This window comes from Paraburkholderia sp. J63, assembly GCF_905220245.1.
Lineage (GTDB): Bacteria > Pseudomonadota > Gammaproteobacteria > Burkholderiales > Burkholderiaceae > Paraburkholderia.
This window is the reverse complement of sequence record NZ_CAJMZF010000003.1, coordinates 232,814-256,189: the sequence shown is the minus strand read 5'-3', so window position 1 is coordinate 256,189 and position 23,376 is coordinate 232,814. Positions and strand designations below refer to the sequence as shown.

At 66.3% G+C, this 23,376-nt stretch carries 20 protein-coding genes; 11 read left to right on the top strand and 9 right to left on the bottom strand.

Annotation, left to right across the window (positions count from 1 at the left end; genetic code table 11):
* Positions 1-55: 55 nt before the first annotated feature.
* Entirely contained in the window at positions 56-760 is a 705-nt protein-coding gene (locus U5775_RS05395; protein ID WP_322057089.1) for a glutathione S-transferase N-terminal domain-containing protein, read from the top strand.
* A gap of 96 nt (positions 761-856) precedes the next feature.
* Here U5775_RS05395 and U5775_RS05390 read toward each other — a convergent pair whose 3' ends face one another.
* Together U5775_RS05390 and U5775_RS05385 are read right to left on the bottom strand one after the other, a co-directional pair.
* Positions 857-1,519 carry a DUF4410 domain-containing protein gene (locus U5775_RS05390; protein ID WP_322057088.1) on the bottom strand — a complete coding sequence of 221 codons (663 nt, stop codon included), beginning with the start codon at positions 1,517-1,519 and terminating at the stop codon, positions 857-859.
* A gap of 120 nt (positions 1,520-1,639) precedes the next feature.
* On the bottom strand, positions 1,640-2,287 hold the full coding sequence (locus U5775_RS05385; RefSeq protein ID WP_322057087.1) for an HAD family phosphatase: 648 nt from the start codon (positions 2,285-2,287) through the stop codon (positions 1,640-1,642).
* Between the two features lie 193 nt (positions 2,288-2,480).
* Between U5775_RS05385 and U5775_RS05380 the strand changes: the two genes are divergently transcribed.
* Complete coding sequence (locus tag U5775_RS05380) at positions 2,481-2,759, top strand: hypothetical protein (protein WP_322057086.1); 279 nt, start codon at positions 2,481-2,483, stop codon at positions 2,757-2,759.
* A 127-nt stretch (positions 2,760-2,886) separates the two neighbouring features.
* On the opposite strand, the gene peaD is transcribed toward U5775_RS05380, so the two are convergent.
* The 4 genes from peaD to peaA form a co-directional block, all read right to left on the bottom strand.
* Positions 2,887-4,017: a quinohemoprotein amine dehydrogenase subunit beta gene (gene peaD, locus U5775_RS05375; protein WP_322057085.1), complete on the bottom strand. Its 1,131-nt coding sequence runs from the start codon at positions 4,015-4,017 to the stop codon at positions 2,887-2,889.
* A 28-nt stretch (positions 4,018-4,045) separates the two neighbouring features.
* Positions 4,046-4,369, bottom strand: a complete 324-nt coding sequence (qhpC, locus tag U5775_RS05370) for a quinohemoprotein amine dehydrogenase subunit gamma (RefSeq protein WP_322057084.1) — start codon at positions 4,367-4,369, stop codon at positions 4,046-4,048.
* 1 nt (position 4,370) lies between these two features.
* On the bottom strand, positions 4,371-5,819 hold the full coding sequence (gene peaB / locus U5775_RS05365) for a quinohemoprotein amine dehydrogenase maturation protein (RefSeq protein ID WP_322057083.1): 1,449 nt from the start codon (positions 5,817-5,819) through the stop codon (positions 4,371-4,373).
* 86 nt (positions 5,820-5,905) lie between these two features.
* The gene (gene peaA / locus U5775_RS05360; protein WP_322057082.1) at positions 5,906-7,507 is read right to left on the bottom strand and encodes a quinohemoprotein amine dehydrogenase subunit alpha; all 1,602 of its coding nucleotides are present in this window, start codon (positions 7,505-7,507) and stop codon (positions 5,906-5,908) included.
* Positions 7,508-7,945: 438 nt separating this feature from the next.
* On the opposite strand from peaA, the gene U5775_RS05355 reads away from it, so the two are divergent.
* The 7 genes from U5775_RS05355 to U5775_RS05325 all read left to right on the top strand — a co-directional run bounded on the left by U5775_RS05355 (position 7,946) and on the right by U5775_RS05325 (position 17,563).
* Positions 7,946-9,439, top strand: a complete 1,494-nt coding sequence (locus U5775_RS05355; RefSeq protein WP_322057081.1) for an aldehyde dehydrogenase family protein — start codon at positions 7,946-7,948, stop codon at positions 9,437-9,439.
* A gap of 309 nt (positions 9,440-9,748) precedes the next feature.
* A complete protein-coding gene (locus tag U5775_RS05350) occupies positions 9,749-11,695 on the top strand; it encodes a sigma-54-dependent Fis family transcriptional regulator (protein WP_322057080.1) in 1,947 nt (648 codons plus the stop codon).
* Between the two features lie 34 nt (positions 11,696-11,729).
* Positions 11,730-13,475: an ABC transporter ATP-binding protein gene (locus U5775_RS05345; protein WP_322057079.1), complete on the top strand. Its 1,746-nt coding sequence runs from the start codon at positions 11,730-11,732 to the stop codon at positions 13,473-13,475.
* A complete protein-coding gene (locus tag U5775_RS05340) occupies positions 13,465-14,181 on the top strand; it encodes a S8 family serine peptidase (protein ID WP_322057078.1) in 717 nt (238 codons plus the stop codon). Before U5775_RS05345 ends, U5775_RS05340 begins: the two co-directional genes overlap by 11 nt.
* Positions 14,178-15,494 carry an NAD(P)/FAD-dependent oxidoreductase gene (locus U5775_RS05335; protein ID WP_322057077.1) on the top strand — a complete coding sequence of 439 codons (1,317 nt, stop codon included), beginning with the start codon at positions 14,178-14,180 and terminating at the stop codon, positions 15,492-15,494. The genes U5775_RS05340 and U5775_RS05335 overlap by 4 nt, the downstream gene beginning before the upstream one ends.
* Positions 15,495-15,732: 238 nt before the next feature.
* Positions 15,733-16,875, top strand: coding sequence for a porin (locus U5775_RS05330; protein WP_322057076.1), 1,143 nt, complete (start codon positions 15,733-15,735; stop codon positions 16,873-16,875).
* A gap of 181 nt (positions 16,876-17,056) precedes the next feature.
* Positions 17,057-17,563 (top strand): GAF domain-containing protein, encoded by a 507-nt coding sequence (locus tag U5775_RS05325; RefSeq protein WP_322057075.1) that lies wholly within the window; start codon positions 17,057-17,059, stop codon positions 17,561-17,563.
* A gap of 57 nt (positions 17,564-17,620) precedes the next feature.
* Here U5775_RS05325 and U5775_RS05320 read toward each other — a convergent pair whose 3' ends face one another.
* The 3 genes from U5775_RS05320 to U5775_RS05310 all read right to left on the bottom strand — a co-directional run bounded on the left by U5775_RS05320 (position 17,621) and on the right by U5775_RS05310 (position 20,937).
* Complete coding sequence (locus tag U5775_RS05320; RefSeq protein WP_322057074.1) at positions 17,621-18,574, bottom strand: LysR family transcriptional regulator; 954 nt, start codon at positions 18,572-18,574, stop codon at positions 17,621-17,623.
* A 256-nt stretch (positions 18,575-18,830) separates the two neighbouring features.
* Positions 18,831-19,709: an aldo/keto reductase family oxidoreductase gene (locus U5775_RS05315; protein WP_322057073.1), complete on the bottom strand. Its 879-nt coding sequence runs from the start codon at positions 19,707-19,709 to the stop codon at positions 18,831-18,833.
* A gap of 340 nt (positions 19,710-20,049) precedes the next feature.
* Positions 20,050-20,937 carry a LysR family transcriptional regulator gene (locus U5775_RS05310; protein WP_322057072.1) on the bottom strand — a complete coding sequence of 296 codons (888 nt, stop codon included), beginning with the start codon at positions 20,935-20,937 and terminating at the stop codon, positions 20,050-20,052.
* 146 nt (positions 20,938-21,083) lie between these two features.
* On the opposite strand from U5775_RS05310, the gene U5775_RS05305 reads away from it, so the two are divergent.
* Positions 21,084-22,367 (top strand): MFS transporter, encoded by a 1,284-nt coding sequence (locus U5775_RS05305; protein WP_322057071.1) that lies wholly within the window; start codon positions 21,084-21,086, stop codon positions 22,365-22,367.
* A 63-nt stretch (positions 22,368-22,430) separates the two neighbouring features.
* Complete coding sequence (locus U5775_RS05300) at positions 22,431-23,324, top strand: amidohydrolase family protein (protein ID WP_322057070.1); 894 nt, start codon at positions 22,431-22,433, stop codon at positions 23,322-23,324.
* The last annotated feature ends 52 nt before the right edge of the window (positions 23,325-23,376 follow it).

The following is a 23,376-nucleotide window of genomic DNA, read 5'->3' as shown; positions in this document are numbered from 1 at the left end:
CAGGCCCGGGCCTTTGCGCCGCTATGAACATCCGCACCTTGTTACAGGACTACGCATGAACGACCTCGCCGCCTTCCCGATCAACGCCAAATGGCCCGCGCAACTTCCCGAGCGCATCCAGCTCTATTCGCTGCCCACGCCCAACGGCGTGAAGGTGTCGATCATGCTCGAGGAAACGGGCCTGCCCTACGAGCCGCATCTGGTCCGCTTCGACACCAACGACCAGATGTCGCCGGAATTCCTCTCGCTCAATCCGAACAACAAGATTCCGGCGATCATCGATCCCAACGGGCCGGACGGCGCGCCGCTTCCGCTCTTCGAATCGGGCGCGATCCTGATCTATCTCGCCGACAAGAGCGGCCAGTTCCTCGCGCGCGAAGGCCGCGCGCGCTACGAGGCGATCCAGTGGCTGATGTTCCAGATGGGCGGCATTGGGCCGATGTTCGGGCAGGTGGGTTTCTTCCACAAGTTCGCCGGCAAGGACTACGAGGACAAGCGTCCGCGCGAGCGCTATGCGGCCGAGTCGCGCCGCCTGCTCAACGTGCTCGACCAGCAGCTCGCGCAGCGCGAGTGGATCACGGGCGAGCACTATACGATCGCCGATATCGCCACATTCCCGTGGGTGCGTAATCTAGTCGGCTTCTACGAGGCCGGCGATCTGGTCGGCTTCAAGGACTTCCGCCACGTTGCGCGCGCGCTCGACGCGTTCCTCGCGCGCCCGGCCGTCAAGCGCGGGCTGGAGATTCCGGCGCGCGGCTGAGGCGCGCGAACGGCGTGCCGGGCGCGCTCGGGGCGGCGTTCGCGCCGCATCCGATGCATGCCCGATGTATGGCCGGCGGCCCCATCAACAGCAGGTTCAATGCGCGGGCTTCACGCGCGCCACCACGGCGTCCGAGACCTCGCCCGCCGCGCGCTCGACGCTCATGCGCTGCTCGCCGCGCGCAATCACGAACTTCGCGGCGGCAACATAGGGATTGAGCGCGATGGCCGCGCCGGCACCGGGCTTGCTCGTGCTCGAATGCGTTTCGATCACCTGATAAAGCGGCGCGGGCGCCTGCTTCGAGAGATCGTCCACGGCGACGGCGAGTTCGATCTCGCTCGCCCCCGCGCCGAAGCCCACCATCGAGCGGCGCAGGCGATTGCCTTCATCGACATCGAGAAACACGCCGCGCACGAGCCAGCCCTGCGCGGGCGGCGCGGCGCCTGTGGGCAGACGCCTTGCATCGACGCCGGCCTTGCGCAGGTCGGCGACCAGCGTATCGGCCATCTGATCGACGATCTTGCGCGCGCGTGCCTGCGGGTCATCGCGATGCGCGAACGGCCTCGGCAGCAGGCCGCCCGCGAAACGCCGGGCACTGTCGACGGGATTCTGGTCGGTCGTGACATTGGCCGCGTCGAGCTCGAAATCGTTCACGTAGACGACCGGCGATTGCACGGGTGCCGTGGCGGCCGCGTTGTTCACCGCGTTGGGTTCCTGAGGCGCTGCGCCTGCCTGCGCAAACGCCATCGGCACACTCATCAAGCCAAGCCCTATGCCAACGCATATCGCGGCAAACACTGACGCTCCCCGGCATATTTTCATTGCAGCCTCGCTCGTGAACAGGACGGCCGCCGCGCGGCTTCATGGGCTTTCATGGATTCAACCATCGACCACGCCAAAACGCTGGAGATCCTGCGCGAGCGTTTCGACATCGACGAAACGGCACGCATGCAGGCCGGCATCGAGCGCGCCTTGCACGTTCGCCTCGCCGTCGTCGATGAAGAGCGTTTCGTGCGGCGCCACGCCCAATTGCGCAAGGCAGCCGAGATAGGCCTGCGCCGCGGGCTTCACCGCCCCGAACGACGCCGACGCATAGACGCGCTCGCCGAACAGCCGCGCGACGGGCGGATTCAGAAAATCGAGGAAGTCGGTCACGAGGCGGCAGTTGTTGGTCAGCACGGCGATACGGCAGCGCTGCGCCGTGCGCCCGGCCAAGGCGATGGCCGCCTCGTTGGGCGTGATGGAAGCATGGCGCGCCGCGAGCCAGGTCTCGCGGCTCATGTCACAGCCGAGCAGTTCGCCGAGCGCGCGCAGATAGACGTCGGGGGCGAGCTCGCCCGCATCGGCGCGCGCTTCGAGTCCCGAGCCCCAGATGGCCTCGCGCACCGCCTCGGGCGTCGTGCCGGTCAGCGCCGCGAGCCGCACGGCGCGCGCCTCGCGATCGTAATGCGAAAGCACGCCCTCCATGTCGAACAGCACCACGCCGATCATCGGGCTTGCCGGTCTTGCCGCTGCCGTCGCTTCCATGCGCCGCTCCCGCCTCGCGAACTCCGCAGCCGATGATACCGCCATGCGGCAGCCGCGAACACGCCTCTCGCGTGGCCAGTGTCGGCGCGCGCACGTTGCCCGCGAGCGACCGGCGAGGGGGACTGGCGCGCACTGTGCATGTGCACGGATCGTGCCCCGAAAGCATCACGTGATTCCGGTTACACTGAAAGCTATGGAAAAATGTCGCTACTGCGCAAAGATGCGCGATGAGTGGGATTGCCACGGGCCGGCCTGCCGTGGCGCGATTGCGCGGGCGCTGCGGCGCCAACGCCAGGGACTGCCGATGGTCGCCAACGTGATCCGCAACGAAATTCCCGAGAACGCCAGCACCGGCGAGGTCATCCACGTCCTCTCGCGCCAGCGCATGCGCGCGCGCCGCGGCAACGAGGAGCGGCGCGAGCGCAAGGCGCTCGAAAGCGCCGACGAAACGGGCAGTACGACTAACCGCTGATTTCGCCGCTTACGCGGGCGTTGCGCCGCCACGGCATCCGACTCTCACGGCGGCGGCCTGGGCGTCGCGCCCACGCCATCCGCCCCGCTCCCCACACGCGAATCGAACTGCAAATCGCCTCGGTCAATCAGCGCGTGAAAATCTGCGCCGTCGTGATCGCCATGTCGCCGCCGGGCACGGGAATGTCCTTGAGCTTCGTGAGCGAATCCGCGTCATAAACGGCGACGGTGTTGAACGTGCCCGCCAGATAGATCTTCTTGCCCGCTTTATCGATCGTCAGACAGTAGTACGAATGATCGAGCGGCACGCTCTTGAGCAGTTTTTCGTCCTTGATGTCGTACTTCGCGAGCCGGTTGAGCACCCCGTACATGATGTTGGGGTCCTTCGGCGAGACCCCGCCCGAGAAGTAGATCTCCGTGAACGGCGCGAAGTCCTTGAGCGTCGTCTTGCCGCTCGCCAGGTCGATGTCGATATAGCCGTACATCGTCTGCGCCTTGGCCGGATCTTTCTTCTCGTCCGGGAAGCGGTCGGCCGTATAGAGCAGGTTGAACGTGTGCTGCGGGCGCTGCTGCGGCCACACGTAGAGCACGTCGGGCTCGCCATGGAGCGGGCGCTTCCAGTCGCGCAGCGCCGCGGCCACGTCGACCTTGCCCGTATGGACGTTCATGCGGTAGACCGCCGGGCCGATGATGAAGAGCGACCCATCGTCGGCGGCCTGCATCATCGTGGTCTGACGCGGCGCCGGAAAGCTGCGCACCGGCTTCGCATCGAGCCCGCCGTCGGTCGACCAGACCTGCAGGCGCGGCGCCTCGACTTCATAGCTGTCGCGGTTCATCTTCGTCGGATTGACGATGCTATAGATCTCCTTGCCGTCCGGGCTCAGCGCGATCGAGAACATTGCCCGCGCGCGCTCGTCCCACGACTGCGAGAGCGCCGCATGAAACACTGTCTTGCAGGAGTCCAGATCGATTCCGTAGAGATCGCCATAGTGATTGTTGAGCACATAGGCGCGCTTCTTGTCCGGGCTGATCTGCATGGTGCCCGGACCATATGCGTCAGGCAGCGAGCAGGTCTTGTAGACCGTTTCAGTACTCGTATCGATCACGCTCAGGTTGTTCGGATAGTTCGTGACCGCGAGATACTCGTGGCCGCTTTCGAGCGGCGCGTCGGGCGCCGCCGCGGCAAACGCGGAGAGCGTCGTGAAGGCGCCCAGCACGGCGGCGAGCGCGGCCCGGGTCGTATGCTTCCTCAATGCCATGACATGTCCTTTTAATTTGCCGCGTAGCTTAGTTATCCTTCGGGAAGACGCTGCCGAGATGGCGCCAGTCCTTGCCCGAATCGGCGGCCGTCTTGTTCCAGTCCTGGTAGGTGCTCATCATGTCCGGCACTTGCGCGGGCCACCAGCACGGATCGGAGCAGCCGTAGAGGTCGGCTTCCATTGGCTGGCACAACGAGGCCACACCGCCGAACACGTCCACTTCCCAGCCGGGGTCCGTGGTGGCCGTGCAGCCCGCCACCGACGTCATCGCAACGACTTCCTCCAGGCGGTCTTCGGCGGCTGCCTGATCGAGCTGCTTCGCCTTGTTGTTGAGCGGCTTCAAATGTTTCATGTCAGTGTGCCTTGCGCGGAGTGATGTGGTTGTCGATGAACGCCGGATTGGCCGCCATGATGCGGGCATAGATTTCGATGCCGAAATCGACCCAGTCGCGCATCAGATCGCAATAGTGGTAGGTGGGATGCTGCGGGTCGCCATAGCGCGCGTAGCTCTCGTGATAGCAGCCGCCCGAGCACAGATTGCGGATGCGGCAGCTTTCGCAGCCCGTGCCGCTGCGGTCGAGCCGCCCGGAGAGAAAGTCGGTGAGGCGCTCCGTGTCCACGCCCGCGTGCACGTTGCCGAAGGTAGGCAGCGTCGATCCCGTGAAGCGGTGGCACAGATTCAGTTCGCCCTTGTGATCGACGGCGAGCATCTTCAGTCCCGCGCCGCACGGCAGCGACTTCTTGTGCCCTTCGTGGATATCGGTAATGAGCTGATGCAGATTCGAAAACCCGATGTTGCGATTATCGAGCGCCGCGTGCAGATAGCGGCGGCCCAGCGCCTTCATGTTCTCGAACACGCGCGTGAGCTCGTCGGGCTGCAGGTTGAAGGTGTCGAGCTGGCCCGACGTCACGGGCGCGAAGCCCACCTCGGCAAAGCCCAGTTCGTTGATGAGGTGGTCCCAGATGCCCGCGATGTCGGTCACGCCGCTCGTGAGCGTCACGCGCGCGCCCACGGGCCGGCTGCGATAGCGCTTGAGCAGCATCTCCGCCTTGCGCCGGACCACGTCATAGGTGCCCGCGCCGCCCACGGTGCGCCGGTTGAGATCGTGAATCGAGCGCGGCCCGTCCATGCTCACCGAAAGCCCGAAGCGATGCGCGTCGAGCCAGTCGACGATCTCCTCGGTGAGCAGCGTCGCGTTGGTCGTCATCACGAAGTCGACCTGCTTGCCGAGCGCGCCGAAACGCAGCTCGCAATACTCGACCATGCACTCGATCAGCTTGCGGTTGCTAAGCGGCTCGCCGCCGAAGAACACGACCGTATAGCGCGATTCGTCGGGCGACTCCTTGAGCAGCATCTCCACGGAGGCCTTCGCGGTCTCCATGTCCATGCGGCGCCCCGCGGAAGGCGTATCGAGATCTTCTTTGTAGCAGTACGTACAACTTAGATTGCAGCCCGTGTTCACGTTGAGCACGACGGTGTTGATCGCCGTGCGCTCCACGCGCTTCACGGCAATCTCGGGCGAAAGCGGCGAGCCGTCGCTCACCACTTCGAGCGCGAGCAGCTCGCGCAGCGTCTCGCTCACTTCGTTCGCGTGATAGGCGTCGAGCGTCGCGGACTTGCCCGCGAGCCGCGCGAACAGCTCGTCGGCCGTGCAACTGCTCTCGCGCAGCGCGTCGATGATGTCCGCCGTCACCTTGTCGGCGGCGAACAGCGAACTGCTCGGGATATGGAACATCAGGCGCTCGCGATCCACCTGCACCTCGTGCACGTTGCGCTCCACCAGATTCAACATGGCGCTCATTTCACACTCCTTCTATTCGATCCAGACCGGCTTCGGCCTTTAAAAAGCCACGCTTCAAAAGCCCCGATTCTCATGAGCGTCAGGCATCAGGGGATCGGCGGATTGTTCCAGCGCTGCACCCCGACGATCATGTGCGCCTTGCCCGAAACGCTCTGGCCGCCATCGGTCACCGTCGCGATCACGTTGAGATTGCCGGTGTTGTTCGTCGACATGCGGCGCTCCGGATTCGGGCCCGCGTCACCGGGCGTGAAGATGCCGGTCGAGGCCTGCATCGCGCCCGCGAACTTCACGTCGTGGTCTTCCTTGGCCTGGTCGTTGAACGGCTCGACCGACCATTGCGCGGGCACCACGCCGATGCGGAACGGCTTGCCCGCAGCATCCACGCCCCACGCCTGCGCGTCGAAGCGCCCTTGCACTTTCGGCTCCGGGCCGCCGTTGCCGCCGATGCGCGCCACTGCATACTCGGGCACGACCTTCACTTCCTTGATCTGCTGATAGACGGCAAAGTCCGCGAGCTGCGCGCCGCCCACGCTCACTGCGCGCGGACCCACGGCGCTATCGGCATTCGCCTTCACGCGCACGCGGATCGCTTGCGGCGAGCGCGCGACCACGGACGTCACTGCAACGCCAGGACCGAAGTTGGGCGTGCCGTGGAGGTTCGTGCCCACCACGGTCACCTCGCCTTGCGTGCCGGCCTTGATGTACTCGGGCTGCACGGCGAGAATGCGCGCCGCGCTGCCGGCCTTCGCCGCAACGAAGTCGAGACCGCGCTCGGTGTGCGCGTCGTCGAACATGCGCCCCTTCATTTCGCCGCTCGTAGCCGCCAGCACCTGGCGCATTTCCACGCCCTGCACCTTGATGCTCGCGCGCCATTCGTAGCCGTCGTAGAGGATCGCCGAGCCATTGCCGTCGAGTGCGCCGCCATCGGCAAAGCGGCCCTTGAGCGAGACCTTGAACGTGTCGTTGGCGCCGCCCGTCACGTTCATCACGCCGTAGGCATCGCCGTGCCCCGGCATGTGGCCGCTGAAGCTCCAGTTGCCCACGAACGTGGATGCAGCCGGGCGGTTCTTCTGCCAGTCCGTCCAGTCCTTGCTGTCATAGGGATATTGCTTCGCGAGCATCGGCGCGATGTCCTTGAGCGCCACTTGCAGCCAGTCGCGGTCGCGGCCCATCGCCGAGTATTCGATCGACGGCCATTGCCCGAGGTGGAAATTCACGAGCTTGTCCCATTCCGCCACCGGGCGACGCTGCAAGACCGGGCGCGCCGCCGAGTGGCAGCGCGCGCACATCTGCTTGAATTCCTCGGTGCCGATGGTCTCTTGCGTATTGAGGCGCTGTTCGAGCGCGTAGCGCGCATCGGCCGTTTCCGAGGGCGCGAGGCCCTGGCGGTCGGACAGATACTTCACGAGGATCGCGCGGTCCTCGTCGCTGATGACGAGGCCATGCATGGTCTGCATGCGTGCGATCGTCATGAGCCAGCCTTCGGGCGTCTTGCGTTGATGGCTGATGCGGCTCCACGAATCCTTCGACTCGGCGGTATGGCACGCCGCGCAGGTGTGGCTGATGATCGTGAGCGCGTCGTGCTGCTGCGGCTGCGCCTGCGCGTGCGCCGCCGTCGCGAACGCGAGCGGCGCGGCCAACCCCGCGATGCTCAACAAGGTGCTGCGTCGAATGAAAGTCTTGAACAAGGCCTCGCTCCTTTACCGGGTTCCATGTCGCCGTTCGTCGCCGTTCGCGCTGTTCTATTGCTCGTGTGCATCGGCGGCCTGATTTTTCGGGAGGGGATAAAGCATGGGTCGTGCCAATCGCGCGAAACATCGCGCAAGCGATTTGAGCCCCTGAAACAAGGCACTTTCTGCGATTCGATAATCGGGTAAATCCCGATGCAAAAAATCATGCGTTTGCGCAAGTCGCAGTGCATATGCATCGATCGTGGATTAAATCGCGTGCCATTCTCGTCTCGTGTCTCATGCGAATTCTCAAAATGAGACATCCTGTGCGCCCTTGTGCGAGCCAGGATCCATGCTTGCGCGCGTGCTTGCCTTGCCCGCTCGCCTCGCGCGTCGACTGGTACGGAAGCTGCTTTGCGCTCGTCCTCAGCCAACCCAAAGAGCGAGGATCATCTCATGCAGGCTCCGCTGTCCCTACTCCCGCAAACCCAGGCGTTCGTCGAGCGCGCACCGGCCATGCTGATCGGCGACGCATGGGTGCACGCCGCCAGCGGCGCGACCATGCCCCTGCACAACCCGGCCACGGGCGCGCATCTCGCCGACGTGCCCCGGTCGTCCGCCGAAGACGTGGACCGCGCCGTGCGCGCGGCGCGCCAGGCCTTCGACGATTCCGCATGGAGCCGCATGCGTCCGCGCGAGCGCCAGAATCTGCTATGGCGTCTCGCCGACCTCGTCGAGCGCGATGCGCAGGTGCTCGCCGAGCTCGAATGCGTGAACAACGGCAAGAGCGCCCAGGTCGCGCGCGTGATGGACGTGCAGCTCTCCATCGATTTCCTGCGCTACATGGCCGGCTTCGCAACGAAGATCGAAGGCTCGACCGTCGACGTTTCGATGCCGCTCATGCCCGAAGGCCAGTTTCACGGCTACACGCGCCGCGAAGCCGTGGGCGTGGTGGGCGCGATCGTCGCGTGGAATTTTCCGCTGCTGCTCGCGTGCTGGAAGCTCGGCCCTGCTCTCGCCACGGGCTGCACGGTCGTGCTCAAGCCCGCCGACGAGACGCCGCTCTCGGCGCTCAAGCTCGCCGAGCTCGCGCTCGAAGCGGGCTACCCGCCCGGCGTCTTCAACGTGGTGACGGGCACCGGCGCCGAAGCGGGCGCCGCGCTCTCGCATCATCCCGACGTGGACAAGCTCACGTTCACGGGCTCGACCGAAGTGGGCAAGCTCATCGGCAAGGCGGCCATGGAGTCGATGACGCGCATCACGCTCGAACTCGGCGGCAAGTCGCCCACCATCGTGCTCGACGATGCCGACCCGGCCGCCGCCGCCGCGGGCGCCGCCACGGCCATCTTCTTCAACCAGGGCCAGGTGTGCTGCGCGGGCTCGCGCCTCTATGTGCAGCGTAAGCGTTTCGACAGCATCGTCGGCGACATTGCGTCGATCGCAAGCCGCATGAAGCTCGGCAACGGGCTCGACCCGAGCGTCGAGATGGGGCCGCTGATCTCGCAGAAACAGCAGCAGCGCGTGATGGGCTATATCGAGCGCGGACGCGCGGCGGGCGCGCAACTCGCCTGCGGGGGCGAGCAATACGGGCCGGGCTATTTCGTGAAGCCCACCGTGATCGTGGACGCCGATCAGAAAGGCCCGCTCGTGCAGGAAGAAATTTTCGGGCCGGTGCTCGTGGCGATTCCGTTCGACACCATCGACGATGCGCTGCGCCTCGCCAACGACACGCGCTATGGCCTGGGCGCAAGCCTCTGGACCAACAACCTCTCAGCCGCGCATCGCATGATCCCGAAGATCAAGTCGGGATCGGTATGGGTCAATTGCCATAGCGCGCTCGATCCGTCGCTGCCGTTCGGCGGCTATCGCATGTCGGGCCTCGGCCGCGAAATGGGCGCCGCCGCCATCGAGCACTACACCGAAATCAAGAGCGTGCTCATGAGTGTCTAACGCACTGACGAACGCGCTGACGAGTCATGCGCCGCGCCGAACGTGAACGAACGATCATGCGCGGCACATGCAACGTCTGCCGCTTCGCATCCGCTTCACGTCCTCTTCGCATCCCTTATGCGCGCCGACCCGCGCGCCTGTCTCGCGGAAAACACCGTAAAACCCCTGGTTAAACACCCCCCGCAGCGCGGCGATATGCGTTGTTCACCGGATGGATTCGCCCCGGCATCTGTGCGAGATTAGGCGGGCTTTTTTCACGCGCGGCACCGATGCAGGTGGCGAGACGCGATCACTCTTAAGGGGGACAGCTTGCAAGACTTCTTTCCTCCCGGCGCGGCGATTCCGGACCGGTTGCAAACCACCCATCTGATTCGCGAGCGCCTGCGCGCCGACGGCCATCTGCCCGAGGGCTATTTGCGCCGCGAGATCGACGCCTCGTGGCGACGCAGTCTCGCGCACGGCGTGCGCGGTCACGACGATGCGCTCGTGAGCCTGCGCGAATTCGGCAATCTCGACGACCTCCATGCGGCCAACCGCATGCTGCTCGACGCGGCGGCGCCCGAGCTCGATTTTCTCGAAGAGCGCTGCGGCCGCGAGGGCCTCGTGATCCTCGCCGATGCCGACGCGACGATCCTGCGCGTGGAAGGCGACGCGGCCGCGCTCCCCGAGCTCGGCATCTTCGACATCTCGCCGGGCGCGGCCTGGACCGAGTCGCTGCGCGGCACGAATGCGCTCGGCACCGCGCTCGTGGAAGGCCGGCCCGTGGCGATCGATAGCGGCGAGCATTTCATCGGCCGCCTGAGCCGCTTTTCGTGCTGCTCGCTGCCGATCGCCGATCCCTACGGCGAGGTGATCGGCGTGCTCGATCTCACGCGCGACGGCCAGTTGCCGGTGCTGCACGATACGCATTCGATGCTGATCGGCGCGGCCGCGAATCATATCGAAACGCGCCTGTTCGAAGCGTTTTTTCCCGAGCATTTCGTGCTCGCGTTTCATCCGCGCCGCGCGTATCTCGACTCGACGTGGAGCGGCGTGCTCGCCGTGCGCGACGATGGCGAGATCGTTGCGGCCAACGCCCAGGCCTGCGATCTGCTGCGCCTGTCGCGCGGCGAGCTCGTAGGCCAGCGCTGCGAAGGTCCGCGCGATATGCCGTTCACCACGCTGCTCGACACCGCCGGTACGCTGCGCGTGGCGGCGTTGCCGGGCGAGTTCGCGTTTCGCGTACTGCGCGCGCCGCGCCGCGCCGCCACGCGCCTTGACAACGCCCGCACCGCGCGCGCCCTCGTGCCGCCCGCTTCCACGCGTGCAGGCGCACCGATCCTCGACACAGAGGGCCTCGCCAAACTCGCGGGCCGCCAGAGCCGCCTGCTGCGCGCGTTGCAGATGGCGCGCCAGGGCCTCAACAACGGACTGCCCGTGCTCGTGCAGGGAGAAACCGGCACCGGCAAGGAAGTGGTCGCGCGCGGCCTGCACGACGCCAGCGCACGCGCGGGCAAGCCGTTCGTCGCCGTCAATTGCGCCTCGATTCCCGAAGGCCTCATCGAATCGGAGCTGTTCGGCTATCGCGACGGCGCGTTCACGGGCGCGCGCAAAGGCGGCATGACCGGACGCCTGATGCAGGCCAATGGCGGCACGCTCTTTCTCGACGAGATCGGCGACATGCCGCTGCACCTGCAGGCGCGCCTGCTGCGCGTGCTCCAGGAGCGCAAGGTCGCGCCGCTCGGCGCGGGCGAGGAGCAGTCCGTCGACATCGCCGTGATCTGCGCGACGCACCGCAATCTGCCGACGATGGTGCGCGAAAAGAGCTTCCGCGAAGACCTCTATTACCGCATCCACGGCGTGAGCGTGAATCTGCCCGCGCTGCGCGAGCGCGACGACGTGGATCTGATCGTCGAGTCATTGCTCGCGCGCCTCGGGGCTTCGCAGGTGAGCGTCAGCGCGGAGCTTGCCGAAGTGTTCCGCACGCATCCGTGGCCCGGCAATATCCGCCAACTGGAGATGGTGTTGCGCACCGCGCTGGCCGTGCGCGCCGACGACGAATACGAACTCGGCCTCGACCACCTCTGCGACGGCTTCATCGACGGCGCGTGCCCCACGTCGCCCGGCGCGGGCCCGCATGGGCTGATCCGCAAGCACGAGGACGAGCTGATACGCGAAAGCCTCGCGCGCCACGAGGGCAACGTGGCCGCCGCCGCGCAGACGCTCGGCATCAGCCGCGCGACGCTCTATCGCAAGCTCAAGCGGTTGCGGCCATGATGCGACTGAAATTCCTTCGATATCCTGATTGATCATGCTGAGCCTGCTGCTACGCTTCGTGAGGACCGACGACCGCGCGCGGCTGCGCGAGTCGATGGCCTGGCTCTACGGCTTCGTGCGCCCGCATCGGCTCGCGATTGCGGGCCTGCTCGCGCTTTCGGTGGGCGCGTCGTTCGTCGTGCTCGTGCAACCCTGGCTCACGAAAGAGATGATCGACCGCGGGCTGATCGGCCGTAACTATTCCGTGCTGCTCGCGCTCGCGGGCGCGATGGTGCTGGCCGGCATCGCGGGCACGCTGCTCGGCGGCGTCAACCGCTATCTGCATACGCGGCTGTCCGGGCGCGTGCTGTTCGCGCTGCGCGGCGCCATCTACACGCATCTGCAAAAGCTGCCGCCCTCGTTCTACGGCAGACGGCGCATCGGCGACCTGCTCTCGCGACTCGATGGCGATGTCGCCGAAATCCAGCGCTTCGCGCTCGATGCGCTGTTCTCCGCCGTCTCCAGCGTGATCGGGCTGATCGGCGCCGTGGCGCTGCTGCTCACGCTCTCGGCGAAGCTCTCGCTGCTCGTCGCGGTGCTGATTCCATTCGAGGCCTTGTGGCTGCGCCACATGCGCCGCAAAGTCGAGCGCGATGCGCGCAGCCTGCGCGAAAGCGCCGCCGATCTCTCCTCGTTTCTGGTCGAGACGCTGCCCGCGATGAAGTTCATCCAGGCATCGGGCCAGCAGGACGCCGAGCGCCGCCGCCTCGACGGACTCGGCGACCGCTATATGGAGCGGCTGCTCAAACTTCAGCTCACCGAATTTTTCACGCAGTCGGTGCCGGGGCTCTTTACCTCGCTGTCGCGCACGGGCGCGTTCCTGCTCGGCGGCTACTGGGTCGTCAAGGGCACGTGGCAGCTCGGCTCGCTGATCGCCTTCACGACCTATCTCGGCATGGCGGTCGGGCCCGTGAAGAGCCTGCTCGGCCTCTACGTCGCGCTCCAGCGCATGACCGTGAGCCTCGCGCGCGTGGTCGAGCTGCAACGCGAGCCCGTCATGGTGACGCCGCCCGCGCGGCCCGCGCCCTCGCCCGCCGGCAGCGATCTCGTGTTCGACCACGTCTGGTTCGCCCACGATGAACGCACGCAAGGCATCCTGCGCGGCGTCTCCGCCATCTTGCCCGCGGGCAGCAAGGTCGCGCTCTCGGGCGCCTCGGGCGTGGGCAAGTCCACGCTGATCGACCTCACGCAGCGCTTCTACGACCCGCAGCAAGGCACGCTGCGACTCGGCGGCGTGGATCTGCGCGAGTTCGATCTCGCCGAGCTGCGCCGCCGCATCGCGGTCGTGAGCCAGGACATCGTGCTGTTTCGCGGCAGCCTCGCCGACAATGTGCGCTACAGCGCGCCGCACGCGAGCCGCGCGCAGATCGTGGCAGCCGTGCGCGCCGCGCAGCTCGACGAACTCGTGGCGACGCTGCCCGAGGGCATCGACAGTCTCGTCGGCGAGCGCGGCCAGCAGCTTTCGGGCGGCCAGAAGCAGCGCATCGCGATTGCCCGCGCCTTGCTGCAAGACCCGTCGATACTCGTGCTCGACGAGGCGACCTCGGCCGTCGACGAAGCCACCGAGCGCCAGGTGATCGCGCAGATCGACGCACTCTTTCACGAGCGGACGCGCGTGCTCATCAGCCATCGCGCGTCCACGCTCGCGCGCGCCGACCTGCATTTCGATCTGGCCGAAGGACGGCTGCAACGCCGGGGCAACGTTACTGAGCGTGGGGAGTGCGCCGATCATGTCTCGTGAACCCCTGCGCATCGGCATCGTGGATAGCGGCCATGGCGCGCATCAGAGCGCGTCGGTGGAGGCCGCGCCAGGCTTCGTGCTCGGCGACGATCTGTGCGTGCACGAGCGCGCCGCCACGCCCGACCTGCTCGGCCACGGCAGCGCCGTGCTCGCGCAGATCCTGCACGCCGCGCCCGGCGCGCGGTTCTGCATCGCGCAGGTCTTTCACGAGCGTCCGGTCACGAGCGCGGCGCAGATCGCCGCCGCCGTGCGCTGGCTGATCGCGCAGCGCGTGCGCGTGGTCAACCTGAGCCTCGGCGTGCGCGCCGATCGCACCGCGTTGCGCGAAGCGTGCGCAGACGCCGTGGCGGCCGGCATCGTGGTTTGCGCGTCGAGCCCCGCGCAAGGCGCGGGCGTGTTTCCCGCGAGCTATCCCGGCGTCGTGCGCGTGACCGGCGACGCGCGTTGCGCCGCGCATCAGTGGTCCTGGCTCGACACCGCGCAGGCCGATTTCGGCGCCGTGGTGAGGGGTCACGTCTCACACATGCCTGGCATCGCTAACGAACGCGGCGCACCCGCCGGTGCGAGCATCGCCACCGCCGCGCTCAGCGGCCATATCGCGGCGCGGCTCCTGTGCGATCCCGCGGCAGACCGCGACGCACTGCTCGCGCATCTGCGCGAGCACGCGGCCTTTATCGGCGCCGAACGGCGCTCGCTCGCCTCATGACGGCCGCGCATATCGTCGTGCTCGGCGCGGGGCCCGCGGGCGCCGCCGTGGCGCGCGCGCTGGCCACGCGCGGCTACGCGGTGACGATGGTGAGCGACCGGCGCCGCTTCGACGCCGTGGAGGGCCTCTCGCTGCGCGTGCTCGAGGGCCTGCGCCGCGCGGGGCTGTTCCGCGCAGCCGTGTGCGCCGAAGGGCCGTGCGCGCGCACCACGCTCTGGAACGGCGTCACGCAGACGGTCAACGCCGAGTTCCTGGTCGACCGCCACGCCTTCGACGCCGCGCTGCGCGACGATCTGCACGAAGCCGGTGTCGAGGTCGTCGAGGCGACGGTGCGTTCGGTGCAAACGACGCCGCACACGCACGACCTGATGATCGAGACCGCCGACGGACCGCTTTCGCTGAACGCCGATTTTCTCGTCGAGGCGCGCGGCCGGCTCGCGCCGCTCATGCGCGACGCGACGCGCGGGCCGCAAACGCTGAGTCTCCTCAACATCTGGCAAGGCGCGCCGGGCGAGGCCGCCTCTGCCGTGGAAAGTCTTCAGGATGGCTGGGCATGGATGGCGCGCCTGCCCGACGGCCGCTGCTACTGGCAGATGACGCTCGACGTCGCGAGCGCGGAACTCCCGCAGCGCGACGAGCTGCTCGCCTTCTGCGCGCATATGCGGCGCTCGCCGCTCGCGAGCGCGTTCTTTGCCGGCGAGACCGGCGCGCAGGCGCGCCTCTATGCGCGCAGCAGCACGGCCACGCTATGCGGGCGCACCGGCGCGCGCAACTGGCTGCGCGTGGGCGACGCGGCGATGGCCGTCGATCCGCTCTCGGGCAACGGCATCTTCCAGTCGCTCTCGTCGGCGCTGCAAGCGCCCGCCGTGATCCATACGCTGATCAGCCGCCCCGAACGCACCGAGCTCGCGCTGCGCTTTCATCAACAGCGCATCGAGCACCTGTTCCTGCGCTTCGCGCGCACGGGCCGCGACTTCTACGCGCTCGAGCAGCGCTTTGGCGCGTCGCCGTTCTGGCAGGCGCGCAGCAACTGGCCCGACGACGTGCCCACCCACCAGGTGCCCGACTTCGGGCAGCTCGCCATCGCGCGCGCGCCCGTGATCGACGGCGACTTCATCGGCGAGGCCGACGTGGTCGTCAGCCCCGATCAGCCGCTCGGCGTCTGGCATCTGCAGGGCGTGCCGCTCGCGCCCATCGTCGCCAGGCTCAGGCACGAGGGCGCCCAGGAAACGCTCAAGTCGCTCGACGCCGAAACCGCGCGCATGATTCGCCAATGGCTCGTCGCGCAGGGCTATCCGCACGCACTCGTTTGATCCTGCTTTTTCAGGCACGTTCTCAGCACTGTCCTCTTTCTCGAGTCGCGCCCGCAATGTCTCAACTTGAGACGCGGCGCGAAGCGCGTGTCGAATAACGCGACACGTCACGCCCGTTTTGCAACCGCAGCCCCAGGCGTTGCCGGTGATATTCGTGTGGCATGAGTCCTGCTTTTACGCTTCGCAATTCGATTCGAATCTCAACCCGAATCTCAACCCGAAGCGCAACGGCCAACTCATGAATAGAACACTCGTCGCCGCATCAGCAGGATTCCTGATTTATTGCTCGCACGCCGCCGCGCAAAGCAGCGTGACGCTGTTTGGCGTGATAGACGAAGGCATCAACTATACGAGCAACGTGGGCGGTCATTCGTCGTGGCAGACCGCGAGCGGCGAACTCTCCGTGAGCCGCTGGGGCCTGCGCGGCACCGAGGACCTGGGCGGCGGCCTGAATGCCATCTTCGACCTCGAAAGCGGCTTCGCGCTCGACAACGGCGAGGCAACTTATGGCGGGCGCCTGTTCGGCTATCAGTCGTATGTGGGGCTGCAGTCGGACCGTTACGGCACGCTCACGTTCGGGCGTCAATTCGATTCGATCGCCGACACCGTGGGCCTGCTCACGGCCAACGGCAACTGGGCGGGCTTCCTGTTTTCGCATCCGCTCGACAACGACAACACCGACGCCAGCTGGCACGCCAGCAATGCGGTCAAGTACACGAGCCCCGCGTGGGCCGGCCTCACGGCCACCGCGCTCTACGGCTTCAGCAACCAGGCGGGCGGCTTCGCGAATAACCGCGTCTTCAGCGCGGGCGTCAACTACACGTGGCAGACGCTCACGCTCGCGGCCGTCTATGAGGACCTCGGCGCGCCGGGCGCGAACGCGGGCGGCTCGATCGCCGACGACGACATCGGCTTCGCCGCGCAGAACCAGAAAACGTGGGGCTTCGGTGCGAATTACGGCATCGGTCCCGTGACGCTCGGCGCCGTCTACACGCACGCGAACGTGATGGAGCCGAGCGCGTCGATCTACGTGGGCGACCTGGGCCTCGGCGATCACGCGAGCCTCAAATTCGACAACTTCGAAGTCAACGCACGCTACACCGTGACGGCCGCCGTGATTCTCGGCGGCATGTACACCTATACGCGCGCCACGCTCGACGAAGACAGCGGCCGCTCGTCGCTGCACTGGAACCAGGTGGGCGCGATGGCGCAGTATCTGCTGTCCAGGCGCACGTCCGTCTATGGCCAGGTGGTCTGGCAGTCGGTCTCGGGTGGCAGCACGGGCACGCCGCTCGACACTGCGCTGATTCCTGGCACGGCGGGCGCCTCGTCGAATTCGCATCAGATCGTCGCGCGTCTCGCGATCAATCATTCGTTCTGATGGTTCAACAATCGGTCCAATGATTGGTCCAATGATCCGTCCAACGATCGTTCAAGCGCGCCGGTTAGCGAAGCGGCGCGGCGCCTGGCTTTCGGCAAAAATGCGCGAAGTGGCCTACACTGGCGCCCTCGATCGATGCGGAAAGCGCTCACGCTTTTCGCCCAACCCCGGACCTTCGCCCATGTTTTCGCTTTCCGACGCCCTGCCCGCCGACAAACCCGCTCTTTACGAAACACTCACCGCGCAAGCGCGCGCGCTGATCGAAGGAGAAGCCGATGCCATCGCGAACGCGGCGAACTTCTCGTCGCTCGTGTTCAACTCGCTCGAAGGGCTGAACTGGGCCGGCTTCTACTTCTTCGACGGCACCGAGCTCGTGGTCGGCCCGTTCCAGGGCAAGCCCGCGTGCGTGCGCATTCCGCTCGGCAAGGGCGTATGCGGCACGGCGGCCCAGACGCGCGAGACGCAGGTCGTCGCCGACGTGCACGCATTCGCGGGCCATATCGCCTGCGACTCGGCTTCGCAATCGGAGATCGTCGTGCCGCTCGTGGCGCCGGACGGCTCGCTCATCGGCGTGTGGGACGTGGACAGCCCGCACCTCGCGCGCTTCGACGAACAAGACGCGAAAGGCATGGCCGAGCTGTGCCGCGTGTTCGTGGAATTCGGCTGGAAAAAAGCGGCCGCGCGCTAATCAACGCTAATCCGCGCGAACCCACACCGGCGACTCAACGCCTGCGGAATTCCTCTGCTAGACGGCCTCATCGGGGCCGCCCGCCTTCAGGAAATCGACGAAGGCCCGCAGCGGCGCGGGCAAATGCCGCCGGCCCGGATAGTAGAGAAACGGCCCGGAAAACTGCGGCCACCAGTCCTGCAAGAGCGGCACCAGCGCGCCGCTTTTGAAATGCGGCACGAGCATGTCCTCGAACAGCGCGACCACGCCCGCGCCGCCCAGCGCCATGTCGAGCGCGAGGTCGAAGCCCGCCGCCGGCCTCACCACGAGCGCGCCGGGCGGATCGACGCGCAGCGTCTCGCCGTCGCGCTCGTATTCCCAGATCGCCATCGCGCCGCCCGCAAAGCGCACGCGCAAGCAGACGTGCCCGAGCAGATCGCGCGGATGCGTAGGCCGGCTGTGCGCAGCGAGATACGCGGGCGACGCGGCCGTAGCGAAACGCTGCACGCGCGGGCCGATGGGGATCGCGATCATGTCCTGTTCGAGCCGCTCGTCGTAGCGGATGCCCGCGTCGCAGCCCGCCTCGAGCACATCGACGAAACCGTCCTCCACCACCACTTCCACGCGGATCTCGGGATACGCGCGCACGAACCGCGTGAGGATCGGCGGCAGAATGCTGCGCGCGACGTTAGCCGGCACGTTCAGGCGCAGCACGCCCGCGGGACGATCGCGATAGCCGTTCAGCACGTCGAGCGCGGCCTTCATCTCCGCGAACAGCGGCGTGATGGATTCGAGCAGGCGCTGGCCCGCTTCGGTGGGCGCGACGCTGCGCGTGGTGCGGTTGAGCAAACGCAGGCCAAGCTTGGCCTCTAGCCGCCGCACGGCCGTGCTCAGGCTCGACGCCGAAACGCCACCGGCGCGCGCCGCGTCGCGAAACCCGCCCGCGCGCGCGACGGCGGCAAAGGCGGCCAGATCGTTCATTTCGAATGCGGCGAACGAGGGATTGGCAGGCGTTGGGGATTCGTGGCTCATATCGTCGGCGGTCGGGCATGGCAGGCGAGCGTGCACGCATTGTGCGGAATTTCGAACAACCCGTGCGGATCAGGTGGGATTATCCAACAGCGCGCGAGCGCCCATACTGGCGCCGTCCGTTCATGACCCATAAGTTTTCCGTCGGCGGGGGACTGTACCTGCTCGTGTCAACTGCCGGCAAGACCCGGCTGGTGAGGAGCGGCCACTGTGCGGATCCCCTACGCGCGGACGCATTTCCACGTCTCGGCCTGGACGCTCACTTCTGCACTTTGCCAATCGCGTCCAGTTGCGTGAGCACCTCACTGGAGAGGTCGAGCGTCTGCGCTGTCATGTTCTCGCGCAGATGCGCCAGCGACGAAGTCCCCGGAATCAAAAGAATATTCGGCGACCGGTGCAGCAGCCATGCGAGCGCGACGGCCATCGGCGTCGCGTCGAGCGTTCCTGCGATGTCTGACAGCGCTGAGGACTGAATCGGCGTGAAACCGCCCAGCGGGAAGAACGGCACATAGGCGATGCCGCGTGCCGCCAGCGCATCGATCAGGGCGTCGTCGTCGCGGTGCACGAGGTTGTAGTGGTTCTGGACACCGACTATCGGTGCGATCTTTTCCGCATCGGCGATCTGTTTCGCCGTCGCGTTGGAGATGCCGATATGGCGCACGAGCCCGCGCTCGCGCAGCGCGGCGAGCGCTTCCATCTGCCTTTCGACGGGGCCTTCGGCGGGCTTGTGGACGTCGCCCATGATGCGCAGATTGACCACGTCGAGCGTGTCGAGCCCCAGGTTGCGCAGGTTGTCGTGCACGGCGCGCTCGATATCGGCGGGCTCCAGCGCGGGCAGCCAGGCGCCCGTGCCGTCGCGCACCGCGCCCACCTTGGTGACGATCGTGAGGTCGTCGGCATAGGGATGGAGCGCCTCGCGGATGATCTGGTTCGTCACGTGCGGGCCGTAGAAGTCGCTCGTGTCGAGATGGTTCACGCCGAGCGCGAGCGCCTCGCGCAGCACGGCCACCGCCGCCGCGCGGTCCTTCGGCGGCCCGAATACGCCGGGGCCGGCAAGCTGCATGGCGCCGTAGCCCATGCGGTTGACGGTGCAGCCGGCGAACTCGAAGGTACTCTTAGGGGTGGACGGTTGATTCATGGCGTTCTCCTGGGAAAGGGATCGCCTCAGTATGGACTTCCCAGCGCTGTTGGATAATCCGGCCAAATTCGCACGGGGTGTTCGAAATTTTGCACAATAATATGACGGTCAAAGGGGAGTTCGCTTGCCAATCACATCGGCTTGCATTGTTCCCGAGGCCGCCCTTTTCACGACGCTTTCATAAATCCCGTGGGCCGGTTGCGCTCCGCGCGCGTGCCGACGCCGCTGGCCACATCCTATGTGCTCTGATCGAAGTCACTCACGTGCCGTACCGACACGCGCAGTCCGGGCGGGTATTTGCGTAACGATCGCACTTGCAACCCGAAGCCTGACGCACGAGTCAACACGTGCTCAACAGCGCTGCAAACTTGTCGGCCAGCGTCGGACGCGAGCGATGCGGCCAGATCGCGCTGAGTTCGAATAGCGGCAGCGCGTCGCCTTCCCGTACCTCGCACACGCGCACGCCTTCGAACTGGATCGCCTTGACCGATTGCGGCAGCAGCGAAGCGCCGCAACCTGCGGCAACGCAAGCGAGCACCGTCAGCGACCGGTTGGCATCCTGAACGATATTGGCTTCGCAACCGAACTTGCGAAACGCGCTGAGGATGCCCGCTCGCACCACCGGCAGTTGTCCGTGCGGAAACCACACCAGACCGATGCGCGCCAGTTCCGCGAGGCCGAGCTTGCCGTCCTCGCCCAGCGGATGCGACGCCTGCACGACCGCCTGCAGGCGCTCGCGCACGATCAGCTTCTCGCGCATCCGGCCGCGTACCGCAACCGGCGTATGCAGCAGCCCAATGTCGATCTCGCCGGATTCGAGCGCGCTGGCCTGTTCCGCGTTGCTCATTTCGCGCAATGTCAGCTCGACATTCGGGACCGCCGCGCGCAACGCCGCGATCGCCCTGGGCATGACCTCGAACAGCGCCGCGGACGCGAAACCGATGGTCAGCCTGCCGCCGCGTTGCGCGCCGATATCGCGCGCCCGCTTTTCTGCCGCTTCGATCCGCGAAACGCTCAGGCGGATATCCTCGGCGATCGCTTCGCCGGCAGGCGTGAGGGCGGCGCCGCGGCGCGTGCGCGCCAGCAGCTTCACGCCCAGATCCTTCTCCAGCCGCGTAATCGCCTGGCTGAGCGCTGGCTGGGCCATCCCGAGCTGGGCGGCCGCGCCGGTGACGCTTCCCGCATCGACGATGGCGAGAAAATACTTGAGCGTGCGGATCGACTCCATGATCGCCTTTCCATATCAAGATGCTATGAATGAACAACATTTCCATAGTATGCACGCGTTCCTGGCTTTCCTAGAATGGCGTCAAATCGATTAACAGCGGCCGCCCGTCGAATTTCGCGCGCGGCAGGCACCAGGAGACGACGACCATGCGCTGGTATCGCGAAATCACGCCCATCGAGAAACGAACACTGTGGAGCTGCTTCGGCGGATGGGCGCTCGACGCCGTCGATACGCAGGTCTTTTCCCTTGTCATTCCGTCGCTTCTCGCTACATGGGGCATCAGCAAAGGCCAGGCGGGATTGATCGGCGGCGCCACGCTCGTGGCCGGTGCGCTCGGCGGATTGCTCGCGGGCATCCTGTCCGATCGCGTCGGCCGGGTGCGCGCGTTGCAGATCACCGTGATCTGGTTCTCGCTCTTCACGTTTCTGAGTGCGTTCGCCCAAAGCTTCGAGCAACTGCTCGTGCTGAAGGCGCTGCAAGGCATCGGCTTCGGCGGCGAATGGACGGCTGGGGCCGTCCTGCTCAGCGAAACGATGAACCCCCGGCATCGCGGCAAGGCCATGGGCATCGTGCAGAGCGCGTGGGGATTCGGCTGGGGCGCCGCCGTGCTGCTCTATATGGCGGTCTTCTCCTTCGTTTCGCCGCAATGGGCCTGGCGCGTCCTGTTCGCGATCGGCCTCGTCCCCGCCCTCCTCGTTCTCTACATGCGACGCAATGTGGTCGAGCCGCCGCGCGAGCCGCAGATCGCGCGCGACGATTCCGCGCCGCGCGGCGCATTCAGCATCGCCGCGGGCATCTTCGATCCTGCCGTGATCCGCACCACCATCGTCGGCGGCCTGATCGGACTGGGCGCGCATGGCGGCTACCACGCAATCACCACCTGGCTGCCGACGTATCTCAAGACCGAGCGCCATCTATCGGTGCTGGGCACCGGCGGTTATCTCGCGGTCGTCATCGTGGCATTCATCGTCGGTTGTTTCGTGAGCGCCTGGTTGCAGGACCGCATCGGACGACGCTGGAACGTGATCCTCTTCGCGATCTGCTGCGCGGTCATGGTCAACATCTACACGTTCCTGCCGATCGGCGACACCACCATGCTGATCCTGAGCTTTCCGCTCGGCCTCTTTTCGGCAGGTATTCCCGCGACGCTCGGCGCGCTGTTCAACGAGCTGTATCCGCAAGGCGTGCGCGGCACCGGCGTCGGCTTTTGCTACAACTTCGGGCGCATCGTATCGGCCGCATTTCCGGTGCTTATCGGCCACATGAGCGGGTCCATGTCGCTGGGCGCAGCGCTCGGCATCGACGCGGGCGTCGCCTATGGCCTCGTCGTCGTCGCCGCGTTGATGCTGCCCAACACGCGTAGTCGGCCCGTCCCGTCGCAGCATCGGAGTGGCGCGCGCGACGACGCGCCAGCCGTATCGCGTAACTGAGCGCGCGGCACTCGCGCATCGACGCATCGCTCGACGTCAACCGAATTTCAGGCACTCCAAACAATGGACCGCTTCCAGCCCGCACTCCCGGCCGATCCCTTCGATGGCCTTTCGCCGACGTCCCTGACATGGCTCGACGAGGCCACGACGCGCATCACGGGCATCGATACGCACGCGCACATCTTTGTGCAAGGCCTTCCGCTCGCCGCACACCGCCGTCATGCGCCCGACTATGATGCGACGCTCGATCAGTACATCGCGCAACTCGCAGCGCATGGCATGTCACAAGGCGTGCTGGTACAGCCCAGCTTTCTTGGCACCGACAATGCGTTTCTCCGTGCGGTATGCGAGCGCTATCCGCGACGCTTTCGTGGTGTGGCCGTTGTCGCGCCGGAGATTACGGACTCCGAACTTGAAGCGCTGGACGCCGCGCACATCGTGGGCGCGCGACTGAATCTGATTGGACTTGCACTGCCGGATTTTCAAGACCGCCGATGGTCCGCGCTCCTCGCGCGCTTCAACGCCCTGCGCTGGCATGTCGAAGTTCAGGCGAATGCGGTCGATCTACCGGTCGTGCTCGATGCCCTGCTCAGCCACGGTTGCACGGTGGTCGTCGATCATTTCGGCCGGCCCGATGCGCATCTCGGCGCTGCCGACACCGGCTTCCGTTATCTGCAATCCACGGCCTCCGGCGGCAGCGTCTGGGTCAAGCTCTCCGCGGCCTATCGCAGCGCCGACCGCTCGAACGGCACGGAGCACGGGCGCGCCCTCGCCGCCGCTCTGCTCGAATCGTTTGGCCCTGAACGTCTCGTATGGGGTAGCGACTGGCCGCACACGCAGCATCGTCATCTGATCGACTACGACGGAACCGTGGAAGCGTTGGAAGACTGGATTCCCGACCGTGCAGCGAGAGAAACAGTGATGACGACCTCCGCTGCAGAGCTTTTCCGCTTCTAGACAACAAGTTCTATCGTAGCGAGGCCCAGCACCCGCGCGCCGCCGCGTCTGG